Raw genomic sequence first — 18840 nt, 5'->3', positions numbered from 1 at the left:
TCATGGCTGGGGGTATGAGGGTGTGTCCCGAGACTCGGCGGCTCGGCCTCGGGACACGGGGCTTCAGCGCGGGTGCGGGCTGCCGGGGCCGGGCGCGGGCCCCAGGGTGCCGCGTTCGACCAGGTCAGGCCGGAGCAGCACATGATCGAAAGACGTGGCCGGGCCGGTCACCGCCTTGTGCAGTGCCTCGACGGCCCGGCGCCCCATCTCGGCGGTGGGAACGTCGGCGGCGGTCACCTGAGGACTGAGACCGCACGCATTGTCCTGGGAAGTGACGGCCACCAGCGAGAAGTCCTCGGGCAGGCGCAGGCCGGCCTGCCCAAGGCCCCGCAGGACACCCTCCAGTGACCGTTCGTTGATCGTCACCAAGGCGGTGAGAGCGGGATCTTCTGCCAGCAGTGTGCGCGCGCACTCCTGTCCGGCGGACTGCTCGTCCTCACAGCACACCGCCCGTCCCCGCAGACCGAGTTCGACCACGGTCTTCTCGAAGGCGTCCAGCGCGCGGTAGGCAGGACCGTACTCACGGTCCAGGAGCGCCTGCGGGCGGTTCACCAGGGCGATCCTGCGATGCCCCAGCTCCGCCAGCCGCTCCACGGCCGTGGTCACCAGCCCGGCATAGTCCAGGTCCACCCACCCGTGTTCCGCGTCGCTGCCGGTACGACCGATGGTGACGCACGGCATCGACTGCTCCAGCAGCCGCACCACCCGGGCATCGTGCAGCACGGTCTCCATCACGATCACGCCGTCCACCCGGCGCTCGCCGAGCATGCGGTCGAAAGCCTCCTCGCGACCACTGGGCGACAGCAGGACGTCATAGTCGTGATCGGCCGCGGCCTCGGCGACGGAACCGACGAAGTGCAACTGGTCGATGCTGAGATGGCCTCCCATCGGAGGGATCACCAGACCGAAGGCCTTGGTGGAGCCTTGAGCCAGCGCGCGTGCGGTGGCACTCGGCCGGTATCCCGACTCCTTGATGACCCGCTCGACCCGGGCCCTGACCTCTTCCGACACCGGGCGCTTGCCGCTCAGCACGTATGACACGGTGCTGCGTGACACCCCGGCTCGTTTGGCGATCTCGCCGATGTTCACTGCTCACCTCTCGGACCGACAGGGGCCTGCGGTACCTGGTCGAACCGGTTCGCGAACCGGTTCGATGGCGATTACAAGCCCGCGGTCTCGCCGACGTCAAGGGTTCTGCAGCACTTTGGCGAGGGGGCGGAGTCAAGCAGGAGGCAGAGCCCGCGAGATGAGGAGGGGAGGAAAGCCGATTGGCCGCGTCAGTTCGGCCGGAACTCATCAACCGGGCCGTAAGAGTCCGTCGGCGGCCTAGGGGTGTGTCTCGGACCCAAGGTGGGCGAGGCCGAACGGGGGTTGAGAAGATCCTGGCATGCAGTTCGATGACCCTGCCAGTTTGAGCCGCGTATGCACAGAACGGCTCGGTGAGAAGGCCGGTCGGCAATTCGCTGCCATGGCTCGCCGCGGCTTTCGGCTGGTCCGCCCAGCGGGAAGTGTCCAGGCCACTGGGAAATGCCGACTTGGTGGGCCTGCCCTCCTCGAACCGGAGACCCGCTGGCCCGAACAGAGCGGGGTTCCGTTGTCCCTGCATGCCGTGCTGGACACCGACGCTCTGGCCATCTGGCTGGGCGACGAACTGCCCACACGGCCCGGCCTGCTCAACTTCTTCTACCTCGATCCAGACTTGCCGTACGAGGAGTACCGCCACCTGGACATGTCCGACTCCGGGGCGTACCGCGTCATTCCCGTCGATCCGGCACGGGCAGTGGAGACGAGGGCACCCGAACCGGCGAGAAGCTATCCGGCCACACCCGTCCAGGCGGCTGAGGCAATCATGCTCCCGGACTGCTGGGACATCGAGGACGAGGACGTGGAGTTCGACAGGGACCAGCACTGGGGCGCGGCATCACTCATTCTCGATGAGATGGGAGATCTCGACGGGAACACCGCCGGCAGTCACTGCGCCTTCGGCTGGCCGGACACCTCGTACACGCTCAAGGTGTCGTCCCGCGACGCCGCCGGCCCAGCCGTCCATCTGCTCCAGCTTGCCGAGGACACCGGACTCGGATGGGGTTGGGGGGACGCCGGAACGTTGTACTTCACGATCCCGGTCAAGGCTCTCGCGACCGGCGACTTCAGCCAGGCCGTGGCTCAGGTTCTCTGCTGTTGATCCGCACGGCAGGAGATCGTTGCCGGATACCGCTCCGCCGTGAGCAGGGCACACGCTCCTCCCTGGTTCTCACGCGTTCACGGTGCTTTCCGTCCCCGTGTGTGCTGAATACGCGCCGGTGGACGCTCTCCGGCCAGGACATGGTCTGCTCGGGGGAGCCGACGAGCGGCCGGAGTGAGGTGCGGGAGTTTCCCCTGTGCCGGGCACGGGGGCCACGAGTCAGGACGGGGGCTGGAGGACTGTGTCAATGACGTAGATGGTGGCGTTCGCGGCCTTGACGTTGCCGCAGACGATGTTCGCCTTCCCGTTGACCTTGAAGTCGGTGCCCGAGCCCGACGTGGTCAGTTTGCTGCCTTCCACCGTCGTGAAGGAGCCCTTGGAGAGTTCGTCCGGGGTGATCCGCTGGTCCACGACGTGGTAGGTCAGGACCTTCTTCAGCTGCCCCGGGTTGCCGAGCAGCGAGGCAAGCTGCTCCACGGTCACCTGCTGAAAGGCCTGGTCGTCGGGAGCGAAGATGGTGACATCGGGCTTTCCGTCGAGGCTGTCGCTCAGATTTGCCCTGACCGCCGCCGAGACCAGATGGCTGAGCTGCGGATATGCGGCCGCGGCCTCAACGACCTTGTCCTTGGCGGTGTTGGCCTTCTGCGCGAGTGCCGAACAGCCCGGACCGAACGTCCCCGACGGGCTGGGAGACGCATCCTGCGCGTGACTCTGCGACGCCAGACCTCCAAGCGCGAGCGGGATGGCGACCACGACTGCCGCGGTGGCCTTTGCCGTACGCATGCGGGTGAACCTCATCGCAACCTTCCTCCCATGGAGGCGTGAACACTGCTGAGGTGTGACTGCGGAAGCCTTCGTATCCGGTGGGCGGGGTGGACGCGGCCGCTGCGCCCGGCCCTGGGCCGACCTCACCCGACCACTCGGCGAGCGTATCCAGCGGGTGCGAGTGACCGCATCTCGAAGCGGGGCGCCCCGCGACCGCGTACACCGGTGAGTCACCGCGTACACCGGTGCGCCGGCGAACGGGCCCGCGCCCGCCGGCCTCGGGCGGCCGGCGGCCGGCAACCGGTCCCGACACGGCGGCCAGGAGCCTCGGGGCCCGCCGTGGGCCGGACCGGCGCGATCCCGGCCCGCGCCTCGTATCGCGCCACGAGTGCCCAGGACTTACGGTGACGGTGTCGCTCTCGGGGCGCCCGGGCACGGCGCGTGGTAGGCCCGGAACGGCTGACACCACGGAACGGCGACGAGCACAGGTCGGTCCGACCGGCACGACGAGGGCGCGGGGCCGTTCACCACACGGCTCACGTGGTCTCTTCCCGGGGGCGGTACGGCGGTCCGGGAGTCGCGGGCCGCGCGTAGGCGCGGGACGTCGTGGTCGCGGCAGAGCTCGTCGGCCATGAGGCCGAGGACGCCGCCGGGCAGGCGCCCCCGCCGTACGCCCCCGCCCGGCTCGCGCAGCCCCGTCGGCGCTCGATTCGTCTTTCCGCAAAGACGCCGAAAACTCGCTCCAGATATGTAGAGATCATGACAAACCCGGGTAGTCATGCCGACATGCATTTACATCGATCGCGTTCGGGAACCAAACGCCTCGCCGCGCTCGTCGCCGCCGCGGCGCTGATCCTGGTGGGCTGTGACAGCGGCGGCACACCGCACTCCGGTGACGGCCGGCAGCAGCTGACCGTGGCGGCACTGCCGCTCACCGACTCCGCCGCCCTCTATCTGGCCCGGGACCGTGGGTTGTTCGCCAAGGAGGGTCTGGACGTGCGCGTCCAGCCCGTGCAGCAGAGCATCCAGGCGCTGCCCGCGCTCCTCAAGGGCCAGGTGGACGTCATCGCGAGCGCGAACTACGTCACCTACTTCCAGGCGTACGAGAAGGGCACCCTGGACCTGCGCATCCTCGCCGAGGGCGTGCGGATCGCCCCGCACATGATGGATGTCCTCGTGCCCAAGGACTCCGCCCTGAAGTCGCCCGCGGACCTCGCCGGCAAGAAGGTCGCCGTCGCCGTCCTGAACAACATCCAGTCCCTGACCCTGAACGCGATCCTCGACGCCCGGCACGCCGGGCGACCCGTCTACCGGCAGATCCTGTTCCCGCAGATGGGCCCCGCTCTGCAGCGGGGCCAGGTGGACGCCGCACACGCGGTCGAGCCCTTCGACACGGCCATCCGGGGCGAACTGGGCGCCAGGGTCCTGCTCGACGCCGGTTCGGGACCGGCGAGGGGCCTGCCCGCCAGCGGGTACATCACCACGGCCGACTTCGTGAAGAAGAACCCGAAGGCGGCAGCGGGCTTCCGGCGTGCTGTCGAGGCGGCGTCCAAGCTGGCCGACGAGGACCCGGCGACGGTGCGCACCGAACTGCCCAAGTACACCAAGGTGACCGCGGACCAGGCCACGTCGATCCACCTGCCGGCCTATCCGACGGCCGCCGATCCGTCCGCCCTGCGCCGGCTCATCCGGCTCATGCGCGCCCAGGGACTGCTGAGCAAGGACATCGACCCGGCGCCCCTGCTGGTGAAATGACACGGCGTCAGGAACTCCTGCTGGGCCTGCTCGGCGCGGCGGCGGCGTTCGGGGTCTGTGAGGCGGTGGCCCGGGCCGGGATCGTCCGGCGCAGCTATCTGCCGCCCGCGTCCGAAGTCCTCGTCCGCGCCGCGCGGCTGGCGGGTGACCCGGCCTTTCTCGACGGGATCGGGGTGACCCTGCGGGCGTGGGCGCTCGGCCTCGGGCTCGCCTGTGCGTTCGCGGTGCCGCTGGGACTGCTGCTGGGCGCGGTGCCGGTGGCGGAGGCCGCCGCACGCGCCGTGATCGAGTTCCTGCGGCCCCTGCCGTCCGTCGCGCTGATCCCCCTGGTGTCCCTGCTGCTCGGGTCGGGCACCCAGACGGAGGTGACGCTGATCGCGTACGCCTCGCTGTGGCCGGTGCTGTTCAACACCGTCTACGGCCTCGGCGAGACCGACCCGCTGGCCAGGGACACCCTGCGCGCCTTCGGGTTCGGCCGGCTCGCGGTGCTGCTGCGGGTGGAGCTGCCGGCCACCGCCCCGTTCATCGCCGCCGGCGTGCGGATCTCGGCCGCGGTCGCCCTGATCCTCGCCGTCGCGACGGAGATCCTCTCCGGCTTCGGCCAGGGCCTCGGCATCTTCATCGCCCAGGCCCAGACCGGTACCGACGGCACGCGGGACGTGCTGGCCGGGGTGGTGTGGGCGGGCGGCCTCGGGCTGGTGATCAACGGCGTACTGGTCGGCGCCGAGCGGCGGTTGTTCGGCTGGGCCCAGGAACCCCGCCAGGCGTCAGGGAAGTTGCGGCGGAGCCGGCCATGATGCGGACACAGGGCAGCGCGCGTCCCGGATCCGCGCCCGGCTCGGCGCGCACCGCCGCCGCGCCCTTCCTGCTGCGCTGGTCGGTGTTCCTCGGCGCCGTCCTCTGCTGGGAGCTGGCCGCTCGTGCGCAGGACAGCGTGTACTTCCCGCCGCCGCTGCGGATCGCCCGGCACGCCCGCGACCTGTGGTTCTCGGGCCCCGCCGGCCATCTGTTCCTCACCTCGGGCGCCGTCGACACGATCCTGCCGAGCCTGGGCAGGATGGCGGCCGGGTTCACGCTCGCCGCCGTCGCGGGGATCGCCCTGGGGATCGCGGTGGGCCGCTCACGCCGGGCGTACGCGCTGTGCAATCCGGTGCTCCAGTTCGCGCGGGCCGTGCCGCCGCCCGCGCTGGTGCCGGTGTTCGTCGTCGTCTTCGATGTCGGTACGCCCATGCAGGTGGCGTCGATCGTGTTCGGCGCCGTGTGGCCGGTGCTGATCAACTCGGCCGAGGGCGCCCGCGCCACCGATCCGCTGCGGCTCCAGGTGGCGGCCGTGCTGCGGCTGACGGCACCCGAGCGGCTGTGGTTCCTGATCCTGCCCTCGGCGCTGCCCCGGATCTTCGCGGGGCTCCGGCTCAGCCTGTCGCTGTGCCTGATCCTGATGGTGTTCTCGGAGCTGCTGCCGGGCAGTGACGACGGCATCGGGTTCACGCTCACCGATGCCCAGACGCGCTCCGACCTGCTCACGGTGTGGTCGGCGCTGCTGCTGCTCGGTGCACTCGGGTATCTCCTCAACACCGGACTGCTGGCGGTCGAGAAGCGGCTCGTCGGCCCTGGATCCCCCGCGGGGAGGACAGCATGACGACGGTCACCGTGCGCGAGGCGGTCGTACGGTTTCTGCGCGACACCGGCATGACCACGGTCTTCGGCAATCCGGGCTCCACGGAACTGCGGATGTTCCGCGACTGGCCCGACGACTTCACCTATGTGCTGGGTCTGCAGGAGTCCGTCGCCGTCGGCATGGCGGCCGGGCACGCGCTCGGCACCCGGCGGGCCGCGTTCGTCAGCCTCCACTCGGCCGGCGGGGTGGGGCACGCGCTCGGCGCGGTCTTCAACGCCTTCCGCGACCGGGTGCCGCTGGTGATCGTGGCGGGTCAGCAGGCGCGCTCGCTGATCCAGCTGCGGCCGTTCCTCGGCGCCGACGAACCGGCCCTGTTCCCGCGCCCGTACGTGAAGTCCGCGCGCCAGCCGGAACGGGCCGAGGACGTGCCGGCCGTGCTCGCCGAGGCCTACCGGGTCGCGATGGCGCCGCCCCGCGGACCGGCGTTCGTGTCCGTGCCCGAGGACGACTGGGACCGGCCCGCCGAGCCCGTCACGCCCCGCACGCTCCACTCGGGTTTCACGGCCGCCCCGGCCGCCCTCGACGCGCTCGCCGCCCGGCTGGACACCTGTGCGCGCCCGGCGCTCGTGGTCGGTCCTGGCGTGGACGACGAGGACGCGCTGGAACAGGTGCGGGCGCTGGCCGAACGGATCCGGGCCGGGGTGTGGATCAGCCCGCTCTCCGGCCGCTCCGGCTTCCCGGAGTCGCATCCGCTGTTCCAGGGCTTCCTGCCGCCGGTCGCCCGCCAACTGTCCGCGCGTCTCGCGCCGTACGACGTGGTGGTCGCCCTCGGCGCACCGGTGTTCACCTACCACGTGGCGGACGGCGGTCCGCCGCTCCCGCCCGGTACCGAGCTGTTCCACCTGGACTGCGACCCCGGCCAGGCCGCCTGGCTGCCCACCGGCACGAGCATCGTCACCACCCTGCGGCCCGCCCTGGAACGGCTCACCGGGCTGCTGAAGGAAACCGACCGCGCCATGCCGCCGCCCCGGCCGGCATCCGTCCCGGCCCGCACCGAAGGGCACATCACCCCGGAGCTGGTCTTCGACCTGCTGCGCACCCGCCTGCCGCGCGACCGGGTCCTCGTGGAGGAGGCACCGAGCCACCGCGACGCGCTCCACGCGCGCGTACCCATCGCGTCGAGCGGCGGCTTCCTCACCACGGGCAGCGGGGCGCTCGGCTGGGGCCTGCCCCTCGCGGTGGGCCGGGCCCTCGCCGACAGGCGCCGGGTGGTGTGCGTGGTCGGGGACGGGTCGGCGCTGTACTCGGTGCAGGCCCTGTGGACCGCGGCCCGCCACACGGCGCCGGTCACCTACGTCCTTCTGGACAACGGCGGTTACGCGGCCGTCCGCGCGCTGGGCCGCCGGATCGCCGTCACACCCGTCCCCGGCACGGACATCACGGGCATCGACTTCGCGGCACTCGCGGAGTCCTTCGGCTGCCCCGCGGCCCGCGCCGAGCACCCCGAGGAACTGCCGGCCGCCCTGGACCACGCCCTGAGCCGGGGCGACGACGCCGGCCCCTTCCTGCTGCACGTCGCGGTGACCGGCAGCCGCGGCACCTTGTACGAGCCCTGGGCCGGGTGAGAGATGCTGCGCCTCGATTCCGTCAGCCGGCACTTCGGCGACCAGCATGTCCTGGACGGCATCAGCCTGACCGTCCCCGACGGGCAACTCCTCAGCGTGGTCGGGCCCTCCGGCTGCGGCAAGTCCACGCTGCTGCGCACCATCGCCGGGCTGCTGCCCGCACAGGAGGGCACCGTCACAGTCGACGGGACACCGGTGACCGGCGTGCCGGAGCGGCTCGCGGTGGTCTTCCAGGAGTACGGCCGCTCGCTGCTGCCCTGGCTCACCGTCCGCGACAACGTGGCCCTGCCGCTGCGCCGCCGCGGCCTGACCCGCGCCGCCCGCCGGGCCGAGGCCGAGACGATCCTCGAACGGGTCGGCCTGCACGGCGTCGCCCGGCGCCATCCGCGTGAACTGTCCGGCGGTATGCAACAGCGCGTCGCCATCGCCCGCGCCCTGGTCTGCCGGCCCTCCCTGCTTCTCATGGACGAGCCGTTCGGCTCCCTGGACGCGGGCACCCGCGAGGACCTGGAGGACCTCCTCCTCGAAGTCCATCGCACCGACGACACGACCATCCTGTTCGTCACCCACGACGTCGACGAGAGCGTGTACGTGGGCGACCGTGTCGTCGTCCTCTCTCCCGGCCCCGGCTCCCGGCTCGTCCGGGACCTGCCGGTCGCCCTGCCGGGCGAGCGTGACCAGATCACCACGCGCAGCTCTCCCGATTTCGTGGCGCTGCGCACGGAGGTGGGCCGGGCGGTGCGGAACGCTCCGCGGGCAGGGCCGGAATGAGGAAGTACCACGATCTGCCGTCTGCCGTCTGCCGTCTGCCGTCTGCGGTCTGCGGCCCCGTCGTGGCTGGTCGGGCCCGCCCCTGCGGCCGCGACGGGACGACAGGCACCACGTCGCTGATCGCGGCCCGGCCGCTTCTTCACGCGGGACTGCCTGCTCGAGCTCGCTGCCCGCTCGACCCGCTGACCCGTCGGCGCTGAGATCCGGATCACCTTGACGATCGGCTGACCCCACTTTCATAATGCAGTTATGCATAATGAGGTTATGGATTCCGGTGGCTCTGGTGAAGAGCTCGTCGTCGCCTTTGAGCAGCTGGTGCGGTACGTGCGTCAGGTCAGCACTGCCGGGGGCCTGAGCTCGGCGGCCTCGTCCGTGCTGGGCCGCCTCGGTCGCGAGGGACCCCAGCGGCTGACCGAGCTGGCACGCGCAGAGGGTGTCTCCCAGCCCGGAATGACACAGCTGGTCACGCGTATGGAACGCGACGGGCTGGTACGCCGCATCGCGAGCACCGACGATCGGCGAGGCGTGCTGGTCGAAGGGACCGACGCCGGAGCCGCCCTGGTCAGACAGCGGCGTGCCGAGCGCGCAGAGGCTCTGCGCGAGCTGATGGACCGGCTTGATCCGCAGGAGCGGTCCGCGGTGGTCATCGCCCTCCCCGCGCTCGCCCGACTGATCCAGGCCGAGGCGTCCAAGTGACCGTCGGCATCGATGAGGGACAACCTTCGGACAACCTTCCAGGAGAAAATAGGCAATGAGCGCAACGCATGGGACGACGGCGAGCCTGTTCAAGCAGCCACGTGCTGTTTGGGCCGTGGCGTTCGCCTGCGTCATCTCCTTCATGGGCATCGGCCTGGTCGACCCGATCCTGCCCTCGCTCGCGAAGAACCTGCATGCCACACCGAGTCAGGTGTCGCTGCTGTTCACCAGCTACCTGGTCGTGACCGCGGTCGCGATGCTCGTGGTGGGGTGGGTCTCCAGCCGGATCGGCGCCAAGCGCACGCTGGTCATCGGCCTGGTGCTGATCGTCGTGTTCTCCGCGCTCGCCGGCGCCTCCGGCTCGATAGGCGGCATCGTCGGCTTCCGCGCCGGCTGGGGCGTGGGCAACGCCCTGTTCATCGCCACCAGCCTTGCGGTCATCGTCGCCTCGGCCAGCGGCGGCTTCGGCGGAGCGATCATCCTGTACGAAGCCGCACTCGGTATCGGCATCGCGGTCGGTCCGCTGCTCGGCGGTGAACTGGGCACCATCAGCTGGCGCGGGCCGTTCTACGGCGTCGCCGTGCTCATGGCCGTCGCCCTGATCGCCACGATCGCGTTCGTCCCCGCACTGCCCAAACCCGAGCACCGCACATCGCTGGCCGCCCCGCTCAAGGCCTTGCGGCACCGCGGCCTGCTCACCATGGGCATCATGGCGCTGCTGTACAACTGGGGATTCTTCACCATGCTCGGCTACGCGCCGTACCCCATGGAGCTCGACGCCGAGCAGCTCGGCCTGGTCTTCACCGGCTGGGGCCTGCTGGTCGCCGCCTTCAGCGTGTTCGTCGCGCCCCGCCTGCAGGCCCGATTCGGCACCGCCCCGGTGCTCTACGCCAACCTGGTCGGGCTCGCTGTCGTCATGACGGTCATCGCCGTCGGCGTCAACACCCCCGTCGCCGTGATCGTCGCGGTCATCGTCAGCGGCGCGTTCCTCGGCATCAACAACACCCTCACCACCCAGGCCGTCATGCTCGTCTCCCCGGTCGAGCGATCGGTCGCCTCCTCGTCCTACGGCTTCGTCCGGTTCATCGGAGGCGGCCTGGCCCCGTTCGCCGCCGGCAAGCTCGCCGACGCCACCGACCTCAGCGTCCCGTTCTACCTCGGCGGCGCCGCCTTCATCCTCGCGGCCTTCGTCCTCGCCTCGGGCCACAAGCTGATCAGCGCTGCGGAGAAGAAGGAGGCCGACGGCGAGACGGTGCGCCCGACCCTCGAGCGTGTCGGGGCCACCCCGGCGCCCGGGTACCGACCGGTCATCGTGGCGGTCGGCGCCACCGAGGACGCCGCCCAGGTCGTCGACGCGGCCGCCGCCATCGCCCGCGACACCGGCAGCCCACTGGAGGTCGTCCACGTCCGTGAGACCGCCGTGGTCGAGGAACAGGCCGTCGACACCGAGGACGCCGACCACGCACGCTCCGCAGTACTCGCCCACCTCGACCACCTCGCCGCACACAGCATCACCGCCACCGGACAGGTACTCACCGCCGTCGGTGACCACGCCACAGCCGGCAGGGTCCTCGCCCAGCACGCCGCCGCCGTCGAAGCACACACGATCGCGGTCGGCCGATCCCCGCGCGGACCGGTGGCACAGTTCACCGACGGCAGCTTCACCGCCGCACTCACCCACGCCGCGACCTCCACCGTCGTCCTGGTCGAACCCGGCCGGACACCACACCGGTTGACGGCAGCGTCACTGGAGGAACTGCGTAAGAGCGCGTAGCGAAGACGGCACGGCGCCAGCAAGAAGGAGACGAAGTGAGTGCGACGAACGCGGTCGCGTACACGCTGGAGACCTTGGTGCTGATCACCGCCCTCGCCATCGGCCCGAACGTCCTCCCGCGGCGTCATACCGCGACACGACCGGGGCGCGCCGTTCGCCGTTCGCCGTTCGCCGTGAGGAGGTTGTCGTGCTGATCGCCGTGTCATTGGTCTGCGCCGTGCTCGCGGCCGCGAGCAACGCTCTGGGAAACGTGATGCAGCGTCGGGCCGCCCTGATCGTCCCGCAGTCCGACAGGTTCCGTATCGGCCTGATGTGGGACCTGCTTCGTACGCCCGTCTGGCTGCTCGGCATCGGAGGCGTCATCCTCGCGGCGCTCTTTCAGGGCGCCGCACTGGCCACCGGCCCCCTGGCCGTCGTACAGCCGGTCTTCCTGCTGGAGCTGCCGTTCACCCTGCTCGTCGCAGGTGTCGCCTTCCGTCACCCGATACCCCGGGCGACCTGGCTCTCTGTCGGCACGATCGTCGTCAGTCTCTGCCTGGGGCTGTTCGCGGCCGCACCCAAAGGAGGCACCCTCCAAGCCCCCGCCTCGCGGTGGACAGCGGTCATGACCTGTTGCCTGGGAGCCATGGCGGTGCTGTGCACCCTCGCGGTCAGGCGCCGCGTGGGCCCAAGCCGCGCCGCCTTCATGGGGCTGGCCGCCGCAATCGGGTACGCCCTGACCGCCGCGTTGATGAAGTCCTCCACCGACACCCTCAGCCGTGAGGGTGTCGCCGCCTTCTTCACCTCCTGGCAGACCTACGCCTTCGCCGCGACGGGGGTGTGCTCCTTGTTCCTGCTGGAGAACGCCCTGCAGTCCGGACCGCTGATCGCCTCACAACCGGCACTGACCCTCGGAGACGCCCTCGTCAGCCTCACCCTGGGCATCACCCTCTACGGCGAAACCCTGCGCGGCGGCTGGTGGCTGACCCTCCAACTCCCCTGCCTCGCGCTCGCGGCGGCGGGCGTGACCCGGCTGTCCCGTCACCACACCCTGTCCGGCGAGCCGGCCCGCACGTCGAACACGGCCACGCCGACGGACCACGAGACCGCCATGACGAGCGCCCCGGACCACGCGGCGGCTCATGCCCGCGACGACCGTCATGCGCTCGGCGACATGGGCACGGTCACCACCGTCGTGTCGTCGCCCGCGTCCTCGGTCCGCGAGCGAAGGCCGGTCACACCACCTGGATGAATCAGGCCGCCCCTGCTCAGTACGGCAACCGATGCGCGGTCGGGCCGGCCGAGCGCGTGTCGTGCAGCAGCCAGTGGACGGCGGGTCAGGGCCCGGCTGACGGAGCGGACGAGGGCTCGCTCGGACCGGTCGGTCAGCAACCCGCACCCCGCGCAACCGCAACGCACTTGCAGTGAGTCGAAGGAGGAAACCATCGATGCCCATATCCGTCACCGGTCCCCTCGTCAGCGCTCCGAGCGGGAGGCCGAGGGTGGACGACAGTGCCGGCCGGAGTACCGGCCGGCACCGAGAACAGCGCTCCGACGAAGGCCGGCTGCCCGGTGCCGAATGCGTGGCCGGCTTCGAATGTGCCCTGGAATTCCGCCGTCGCATGTACTTGGCCGCGTTGCGCATGACGCGTAATCCGGAGGACGCCGAAGACCTGGTGCAGGAGACCTACGCGAAGGCGTACGCGCACTTCGACCAGTTCCAGCAGGGCACCAACCTCAGGGCCTGGCTCGACCGCATCCTGATCAACACCTTCCTCAACAACAACCGCAAGGCACGGACTGAGCCGGCACGCAGCCGCATCGACGAGATCGAGGACTGGCAGCAGGCCCACGCCGAGTCCCACATGCCGCGGGGACTGCTCTCGGCCGAGGCCGAGGTGCTGGACCGCCTGGGCGACCCACACGTCCGGGCAGCCCTACGCGCCCTTCCCACCGATCAACGGGTGACCATCTACCTCTGTGACGTCGAGGGCTTCACCTACCAAGAGACCGCCGACTTCACGGGCGTGTCCAAGAACACCGTCGGTTCCCGCGTCTACCGGGCCCGGCACCACCTGCGGCAACTGCTACAGGACTACGCAGGCGAGCACGGACACGTTCAGAAGCACACCACGCACCGGCATGGCCAGGCCGCCTGAGCCCCGGTGGGGGCCGTTGCGGCGGAACTGATGCGGAGGGGCAGGGCGACCGCCCCCCCCGGATGCCCAGGACGGGCGGGGGAGAGGATGCGACGCTGGAGTGAGGGGCCCGCGAGTGGAGGTGCGAGTGCGTCTCATCCGGTCCGGGGCCCTCTCCTTCGGCCTGGCGACCATGTCCCGGTGCGGCTCAATGGACGCGACGCGCAATCGTGCGGTCAGTCTGGGAACAGGCCGGCGGGGGCATCACTCACCGAGCGTCGCCAGGCGGCCTCACCGCGTGGATCCGGCCCGCCGGGACCAGGACCGCGCGACCACTACGGAAGGCAGGTGCGTCCCATGCGCACGTCGACCCGTATCGCCGGTGCCCTCACCGGCCTGACCCTCACCCTCGGTGGTGCGGTCCTCGCCGCTCCCGCGGTCCGGGCGGACATCCCCGCCTGTACGAAGATGGCCGAACAGGCCGGTGCCACCGCTTCCGACTCCGTCACAGCGGCCTGCGGCCGTGGCGTGGTCGGAGACCTGCAGAGTTGTGTGACCGGGCTGACCGGGGCCGGAGTGGCGGGCGGCGCCGCGACCGGTGCCTGCCGGGCGGCGGCCCACGAACCGCGTTAGAGGCCCGCGCGGGGAAGCCGCCCAGCCTCGTCTCGCCTCGCCTCGCAGGCCTCATGCGGAGCGCCCATGCTGAGCAAGAGGGCGCCGTCGTCTTGAGACTTGTCCTTCCCGAAGGCCGAACGAGGGCGCCTGGGAGGAGGAAGCCATGCGCATGCGAAGAATCCTGGGCCTCGCCCTGGCCGCGGCAACCCTTGCCGGCGTGAGCGCCGTCGGCGCTGTCAGCGCCGGGGCCGCCTCGTCTCCGAACATCTCCAGAGACGACTGCACGGCCGCCGGCGGACAGATCGTTTCACGCCCCTACGCCGGCGACGCCTGCAAGCTGCCTGACGGGACCACGCAGGCGATCACTTGACCGGTCGGCGCACGGCTGCGCAGCCAGTCCGGCCGGTGCACCCGACGCGGTGGGTACGGAGTGACGGCACCCGGTCACCGTCGGGTGGATCACCCGGCCCACCGTCGGGTGGATCACCCGGTCCACCGCCCGGTCTACCGTCGGGTGGATCACCTGGTCCACCGCCCGGTCTACCGTCGGGTGGATCGCCCGTGCCCGTCTCGACACCGCGGCACTCGCGATGATGGACGCCGACCCTCTCGAAGCCAAGGCCGTCACCGCTTCGAGACGGTCCGCGCCGTCCTGAACACCGCGCTCGCCGCCGTCCTGAACGGCCTCGGCGAGGCGCAGAGGAACGAGCGGTCCCGCCGGCCTCGAACCTGGATGTGCCGACGGTGATGGCGTCCTTCTTCTGACGAGGGCGATGATCGCGCCGCTGTCCGCATCGAGGTGGCCCTTTGCCGATGCCCTCACTCATCCCCACCAAGGAAGAGGTCCAGCAGGTCATCCCGCTCCAACCCGTCTGAGTCAAGACCGACCTCGCCGGCATCACCGACCGGCACGCGGTCCACGGTCCTCTCCGGGGACCTACCAGACGGCGCCGTAACAGCACGACCAAGGAGCCGACCGGCACGGTGCACCCGCCGGTCGGCTCCGCCGTGCTCGTCACCGACCCCGGGGACGACTCCGTCGTTCGGCCCATCAAGGGCACCGGCCGCAACGCCGAAAAGGACCAAGCGGAGTCGCCCCACCCTCGCGTCCCGGTACGCCTCCGTGCCCCAGTCCGCCCCGATGACTGCGGTCCGGCACCCCGGCCGACAGGCCCGGAGGAGATCCCGCATGCGCGTCTTCCTGCCCCTGACCGCCGTCACCACCGCCGGGCTCCTGCTCGTCACGGTCACCGGCGCGACTCCCGCCGCGGCAGACCGGAACCCCGACGAGTCACTGGTCAAGGTGTCCCACGGCGACCCGTACGCGAAGTGCACCATCGGAGCGAGGTCCCCCGACAGCATCGTCTACCCGGCCACCGAGGTCGAGCCGTACCTGTCCGTCGATCCGCGCGACCCCAAGCGCGTGGTCACCGTGTTCCAGCAGGACCGCTGGAACGACGGCGCCGCCCGTGGCCTGGCGGCCGGCTGGACCACGGACGGCCACACCTTCCACCAGAGCACGCTGCCGTTCAGCCTGTGCGCCCCCGGCGGCGCGGACTACGAACGGGCCTCCGACCCCTGGGTGAGCACCGGACCGGACGGCACCGTCTACGCGAGCGGGGAGGGCGTCGACTTCACGAAGAGCACGCGCACCGCCCTCCTGGCAGTCACGTCCCGCGACGGCGGCCGCACTTGGCAGAACCTCACCACCACGCACGTCGACGAACAGCCGTTCTTCAACGACAAGCCCTCACTCACCGCCGACCCGGTCCGCAAGGGCACCGCCTACCAGGTCTGGGACCGCCTCGACAACGACCCGCCCGGCCCCAGCTCCCTCGACGGCCCCGGCTACATCTCCCTCACCCGCGACGGCGGCCGCACCTGGAGCAGGGCCCGGCCGTTCGTCGACACCAGCGCCGTGCCCAACACCCAGACCATCGGCCATCTGATCGTCGCCGACCGGCGTACCGGCACCCTGTACGACTTCTTCGACCGGATCACCTTCTCCGACGACCTGAGCACCGTCGTCGAAGCCCGCTACGAGGTGGTCACCTCGACCGACGCCGGAGAGACCTGGAGCGCCCCGGTCACCGTGGCCCGGGACACGTCCGTACCGGAGGTCGACCCGAACGACCCCACCAAACCGCTGCGCGCCGGGTCCACCCTGCCGAGCCCGGCCGTCGACCCCGAGACAGGCACGCTGTACATGGCCTACGAGGGCTCGGACTTCTCCGGTGGAGAGTTCGACTCCGTCCAGCTGGTGCGGTCCACCGACGGCGGACATACCTGGGGGACCCCGGAGCTGATCAGCCCCAAGGGCGTTCCGGCCTTCTCCCCGTCGATCGCGGTCGACGAGCGGGGCACGGTCGCGCTCACCTACTACGACCTGCGCTTCCTCGAGCCCGGCAACACCACCACCCTGCCCACCGCCTACCAACTGGCCACGCTGCAGCACGGAAACCCGAAGCTCCGGACCGAACGACGGATCTCGCGGGTCTTCGACTGGCTGCAGGCGCCGTTCTCCGGGGGCTACTTCCTCGGCGACTACCAAGGCCTGGTGGCAGACGGCAAGGGAGTACGGGCGGTGCTCACCGAGACCCACTCCGGCGCACCACAGAACCGTACGGACGTGTACACCAGCAGTCTCCGCACCCGCTGACCGACGCCGCCGACCGGCCCGACCGCCGACGTCCGCAGACAGGCCTCGGACCGACTCCATGACCACGTCGGGCGGGGAGGTTCGGCCCGCGCCCCGCCCGGCGGGGATCCGATCAACCGTTGGCGGGCGGGCGACCGGCCGGTCGCGCGTTGGTTCTTCGAATGCCAGGTCTCAGGCGTGCCCCCGCCCGACGGGTCGGCACAGTCCCCGCGACTGTCCCGGCCGCTCGCGCGGGAGCGCCCCGCGGCGCGTGGCTGCGGGGCGCCTTGCGGGGGGTCAGTCGACCTGCTCCCCGTTGTGCGTACCGCCCTTGCAGTAGTTGCCCGCCTCATTGATCGCGGGCGTTCCACCGCCCTGCTTGCACTCAGAAGGGGTTACGTAGGATGGCGCACCCTGTGCGGTGGCGGCGGTGGCGGCGCCTGTGAGGCCGAGTCCGGCGAGGGCTGCCGTGGTGATGACGGCGGCGAGGATTCGTCGAATGCGCATGTGGTTCGCCTTTCACGGATTGCCTCGGTTGGGGCACTAGCCAGCGTGATCTTCACCCATGTGGGTGGCACATCATGTTGGGCCATTCGGGTGACAGCGCGGTCGGCTGCGGGGTCGGCTGCGGGGTCGGCTGCGCGGTCGGTGACGCGACCCGTCGGACAGGCCCTGGAACGAAGAGACCACCCCGGCCGGATGGGTGGTCTCTTTGTTGTTCCGGAGGGGGGCGGCGTCCGCAACCGACCCACCGCAAAGAGCCGTGTTGACCTGCGGAAACGCGCCCCCTGGTGACGGGGAGTAGCCGTGGTCAACCACAGCGAGCGGGGGAGGCCCGGCGGCACCTGCCCACGTCCGCCGCCTGCGGGATCGTGGGGAAACCGTGCGCAGCTGTCAGGGCCGAGGCACGGCCCGTGCCCCCGCGCCGGGGCATCCTCCGTCCCACCTCGACCGGGTTGCGGTTTTCTTCGCCGCCGCCTCGCCCCCCCGCCAGGAACCCGTCGACGCCGCCGCCCCGGCCGAACGTCTGCGGCACGCCTGGGGCGTCCACGCCGTCTACGTCACCACCGGGCGTCGTGAAACTGCGGCTCGTCGGCTACGACGTACTGTGCCGCGTCCGGATGCCTCGCAAGGCCGACGCCGGCTCCCCCTCTCGCCGACGCTGCGGCCATCTGCCAGCCCCAACATGCCTTTGCGGACAGGCAGAATGGTGCGCCCAAGACGGCCTGGAGGCATAGGTGACGGTGTATCTGGCTGAAGCTGATCCGCGATGGGCCGAGCACTCCGGTGAACAGGGCCACAACGGTGCTCCGGAATGGGGCCCGGAGGACCTGGAGCGCGCTGCGGCGTTCCTGGCCGAAGTCGCGCCGCAGGCCCGGCGGGTATTCGAGTACCTGTTGCGCAACCCCGGCCGGGTGATCCACTGCACAGAACTGGTGGACAAGGTTCTGGACGGGCCGAACGAGGGCGATCCCGCTCGCCGCGTGGCAGGCGTGCTGTCGGGAATGAGCAAGGCACGCGGCAACAGTGGGCGGCGCTACCCGTTCTACTGGTGGGAGGCCCCTGAAGGCGGCGCAGGAGCAACGTACGCGGCCCGGCCCTCGGTGGCGGCGGTGTTCCTGGCCACTCGACTCGGGCAGTGACAGCGGGCACCGAATCCCTGACCGCTGCCTCCGTGTCGGATCAGTCATCTCAGCGGTCGACGAGCCCGCGAAGGAGTTCCAGGCCCGTCGGCCAGTCACCGAGGTCGCTGTCGGAATTGATGTGGCCGTGACCTCCGATGAGGTGGCCTTGCGCCTGCCACTCGTGCGCGAAGGAAGTGGACGTCGTCGGGTCGCAGTAGGGGTCGTCATCGCTGGCCACCATCAGGCTCGGGCACGGCAAAGGGCGAGCGGACAGGCCCAGGAACGTCGATGCGGCCTCGCGTGGGAACGCCGGTCCCTGGGGATCGGGAGGCGCGACCAGGAACGCCGCAACCGTGTCGGGTCGCGCCTGCTCCAGCCACTGCGCGGCTGCCCAGCAGCCAAGGCTGTGAGCCACCAAGGCCACCTGGTCGTCACGCCGGGAAGCGATCGCGTAGGCAGCCTGGATTGCGGCAATCCAGTCCGGCAGGTCCGGCCGGCTCCACGAGGCCGGTGCGATCCGGATCGCTGCGGGCCCCCATCGCTTCTCCCACAAGCTCTGCCAGTGCCGCTCATCCGAACCGTCGATCCCAGGGATGATGACGTACGCGACCATCGCCTACCGCTCCTCCAATCGTGGCCCCCGCGTATCGCCGGGG

The 18840-nt window shown here is 70.8% G+C and carries 18 protein-coding genes and 1 pseudogene; 15 read left to right on the top strand and 4 right to left on the bottom strand.

All coding sequences use genetic code 11. The features are described from left to right. Positions 1–63 precede the first annotated feature (63 nt). Positions 64–1089 (bottom strand): LacI family DNA-binding transcriptional regulator, encoded by a 1026-nt coding sequence (locus ACZ5K7_RS09535; RefSeq protein ID WP_468912196.1) that lies wholly within the window; start codon positions 1087–1089, stop codon positions 64–66. A gap of 298 nt (positions 1090–1387) precedes the next feature. Here ACZ5K7_RS09535 and ACZ5K7_RS09530 point away from each other — a divergent pair, with 298 nt between their 5' ends. Next, positions 1388–2185: a DUF1963 domain-containing protein gene (locus tag ACZ5K7_RS09530; RefSeq protein WP_468912195.1), complete on the top strand. Its 798-nt coding sequence runs from the start codon at positions 1388–1390 to the stop codon at positions 2183–2185. A 219-nt stretch (positions 2186–2404) separates the two neighbouring features. Here the strand turns inward: ACZ5K7_RS09530 and ACZ5K7_RS09525 are convergent, their stop codons facing one another. After that, entirely contained in the window at positions 2405–2983 is a 579-nt protein-coding gene (locus ACZ5K7_RS09525; RefSeq protein WP_351711700.1) for a fasciclin domain-containing protein, read from the bottom strand. A 753-nt stretch (positions 2984–3736) separates the two neighbouring features. On the opposite strand from ACZ5K7_RS09525, the gene ACZ5K7_RS09520 reads away from it, so the two are divergent. The 12 genes from ACZ5K7_RS09520 (at position 3737) to ACZ5K7_RS09465 (ending at position 16580) form a co-directional block, all read left to right on the top strand. Beyond that, positions 3737–4705 (top strand): ABC transporter substrate-binding protein, encoded by a 969-nt coding sequence (locus tag ACZ5K7_RS09520; protein ID WP_468912194.1) that lies wholly within the window; start codon positions 3737–3739, stop codon positions 4703–4705. Further along, positions 4702–5502 carry an ABC transporter permease gene (locus ACZ5K7_RS09515; protein WP_468912193.1) on the top strand — a complete coding sequence of 267 codons (801 nt, stop codon included), beginning with the start codon at positions 4702–4704 and terminating at the stop codon, positions 5500–5502. Before ACZ5K7_RS09520 ends, ACZ5K7_RS09515 begins: the two co-directional genes overlap by 4 nt. Next, positions 5499–6344: an ABC transporter permease gene (locus ACZ5K7_RS09510; protein WP_468912192.1), complete on the top strand. Its 846-nt coding sequence runs from the start codon at positions 5499–5501 to the stop codon at positions 6342–6344. Before ACZ5K7_RS09515 ends, ACZ5K7_RS09510 begins: the two co-directional genes overlap by 4 nt. Continuing rightward, positions 6341–7948: a benzoylformate decarboxylase gene (mdlC, locus tag ACZ5K7_RS09505; protein ID WP_468912191.1), complete on the top strand. Its 1608-nt coding sequence runs from the start codon at positions 6341–6343 to the stop codon at positions 7946–7948. The genes ACZ5K7_RS09510 and mdlC overlap by 4 nt, the downstream gene beginning before the upstream one ends. A gap of 3 nt (positions 7949–7951) precedes the next feature. Next, positions 7952–8719, top strand: coding sequence for an ABC transporter ATP-binding protein (locus tag ACZ5K7_RS09500; RefSeq protein ID WP_351711710.1), 768 nt, complete (start codon positions 7952–7954; stop codon positions 8717–8719). A gap of 264 nt (positions 8720–8983) precedes the next feature. Next, positions 8984–9415, top strand: coding sequence for a MarR family winged helix-turn-helix transcriptional regulator (locus ACZ5K7_RS09495; RefSeq protein ID WP_468912190.1), 432 nt, complete (start codon positions 8984–8986; stop codon positions 9413–9415). Positions 9416–9470: 55 nt separating this feature from the next. Then, on the top strand, positions 9471–11189 hold the full coding sequence (locus ACZ5K7_RS09490; RefSeq protein WP_351711716.1) for an MFS transporter: 1719 nt from the start codon (positions 9471–9473) through the stop codon (positions 11187–11189). A 187-nt stretch (positions 11190–11376) separates the two neighbouring features. Beyond that, positions 11377–12420, top strand: a complete 1044-nt coding sequence (locus ACZ5K7_RS09485; RefSeq protein ID WP_468912189.1) for a DMT family transporter — start codon at positions 11377–11379, stop codon at positions 12418–12420. 250 nt (positions 12421–12670) lie between these two features. Then, entirely contained in the window at positions 12671–13327 is a 657-nt protein-coding gene (locus ACZ5K7_RS09480; RefSeq protein WP_468912188.1) for a sigma-70 family RNA polymerase sigma factor, read from the top strand. A gap of 336 nt (positions 13328–13663) precedes the next feature. Next, positions 13664–13939, top strand: coding sequence for a hypothetical protein (locus ACZ5K7_RS09475; protein ID WP_351711722.1), 276 nt, complete (start codon positions 13664–13666; stop codon positions 13937–13939). 145 nt (positions 13940–14084) lie between these two features. Next, positions 14085–14291, top strand: a complete 207-nt coding sequence (locus ACZ5K7_RS09470) for a hypothetical protein (RefSeq protein ID WP_351711724.1) — start codon at positions 14085–14087, stop codon at positions 14289–14291. A gap of 819 nt (positions 14292–15110) precedes the next feature. Next, positions 15111–16580 carry a sialidase family protein gene (locus tag ACZ5K7_RS09465; RefSeq protein WP_468912187.1) on the top strand — a complete coding sequence of 490 codons (1470 nt, stop codon included), beginning with the start codon at positions 15111–15113 and terminating at the stop codon, positions 16578–16580. Between the two features lie 276 nt (positions 16581–16856). Here ACZ5K7_RS09465 and ACZ5K7_RS09460 read toward each other — a convergent pair whose 3' ends face one another. After that, entirely contained in the window at positions 16857–17066 is a 210-nt protein-coding gene (locus tag ACZ5K7_RS09460) for a hypothetical protein (protein WP_468912185.1), read from the bottom strand. 353 nt (positions 17067–17419) lie between these two features. On the opposite strand from ACZ5K7_RS09460, the pseudogene ACZ5K7_RS09455 reads away from it, so the two are divergent. Then, positions 17420–17704, top strand: a pseudogene (locus tag ACZ5K7_RS09455) (FtsK/SpoIIIE domain-containing protein); the annotation flags it as partial. Between the two features lie 93 nt (positions 17705–17797). Continuing rightward, positions 17798–18202 (top strand): DUF6416 domain-containing protein, encoded by a 405-nt coding sequence (locus ACZ5K7_RS09450; RefSeq protein WP_468912183.1) that lies wholly within the window; start codon positions 17798–17800, stop codon positions 18200–18202. Between the two features lie 49 nt (positions 18203–18251). On the opposite strand, the gene ACZ5K7_RS09445 is transcribed toward ACZ5K7_RS09450, so the two are convergent. Further along, entirely contained in the window at positions 18252–18797 is a 546-nt protein-coding gene (locus tag ACZ5K7_RS09445) for an RBBP9/YdeN family alpha/beta hydrolase (RefSeq protein ID WP_468912181.1), read from the bottom strand. Between the last annotated feature and the right edge of the window lie 43 nt (positions 18798–18840).

The organism is Streptomyces sp. NPDC031497, from assembly GCF_055580905.1.
This window is presented reverse-complemented; position numbering and strand designations above follow the sequence as displayed.

What these genes read in the sequence shown, in the direction of transcription:
- ACZ5K7_RS09530 (WP_468912195.1), top strand. Translation starts at nt 1,388, where the DNA reads ATGCAGTTCGATGACCCTGCCAGTTTGAGCCGCGTATGCACAGAACGG.
- ACZ5K7_RS09525 (WP_351711700.1), bottom strand. Translation starts at nt 2,983, where the DNA reads ATGAGGTTCACCCGCATGCGTACGGCAAAGGCCACCGCGGCAGTCGTG.
- ACZ5K7_RS09520 (WP_468912194.1), top strand. Translation starts at nt 3,737, where the DNA reads ATGCATTTACATCGATCGCGTTCGGGAACCAAACGCCTCGCCGCGCTC.
- ACZ5K7_RS09515 (WP_468912193.1), top strand. Translation starts at nt 4,702, where the DNA reads ATGACACGGCGTCAGGAACTCCTGCTGGGCCTGCTCGGCGCGGCGGCG.
- ACZ5K7_RS09510 (WP_468912192.1), top strand. Translation starts at nt 5,499, where the DNA reads ATGATGCGGACACAGGGCAGCGCGCGTCCCGGATCCGCGCCCGGCTCG.
- mdlC (WP_468912191.1), top strand. Translation starts at nt 6,341, where the DNA reads ATGACGACGGTCACCGTGCGCGAGGCGGTCGTACGGTTTCTGCGCGAC.
- ACZ5K7_RS09500 (WP_351711710.1), top strand. Translation starts at nt 7,952, where the DNA reads ATGCTGCGCCTCGATTCCGTCAGCCGGCACTTCGGCGACCAGCATGTC.
- ACZ5K7_RS09495 (WP_468912190.1), top strand. Translation starts at nt 8,984, where the DNA reads ATGGATTCCGGTGGCTCTGGTGAAGAGCTCGTCGTCGCCTTTGAGCAG.
- ACZ5K7_RS09490 (WP_351711716.1), top strand. Translation starts at nt 9,471, where the DNA reads ATGAGCGCAACGCATGGGACGACGGCGAGCCTGTTCAAGCAGCCACGT.
- ACZ5K7_RS09475 (WP_351711722.1), top strand. Translation starts at nt 13,664, where the DNA reads ATGCGCACGTCGACCCGTATCGCCGGTGCCCTCACCGGCCTGACCCTC.
- ACZ5K7_RS09470 (WP_351711724.1), top strand. Translation starts at nt 14,085, where the DNA reads ATGCGCATGCGAAGAATCCTGGGCCTCGCCCTGGCCGCGGCAACCCTT.
- ACZ5K7_RS09465 (WP_468912187.1), top strand. Translation starts at nt 15,111, where the DNA reads ATGCGCGTCTTCCTGCCCCTGACCGCCGTCACCACCGCCGGGCTCCTG.
- ACZ5K7_RS09460 (WP_468912185.1), bottom strand. Translation starts at nt 17,066, where the DNA reads ATGCGCATTCGACGAATCCTCGCCGCCGTCATCACCACGGCAGCCCTC.
- ACZ5K7_RS09445 (WP_468912181.1), bottom strand. Translation starts at nt 18,797, where the DNA reads ATGGTCGCGTACGTCATCATCCCTGGGATCGACGGTTCGGATGAGCGG.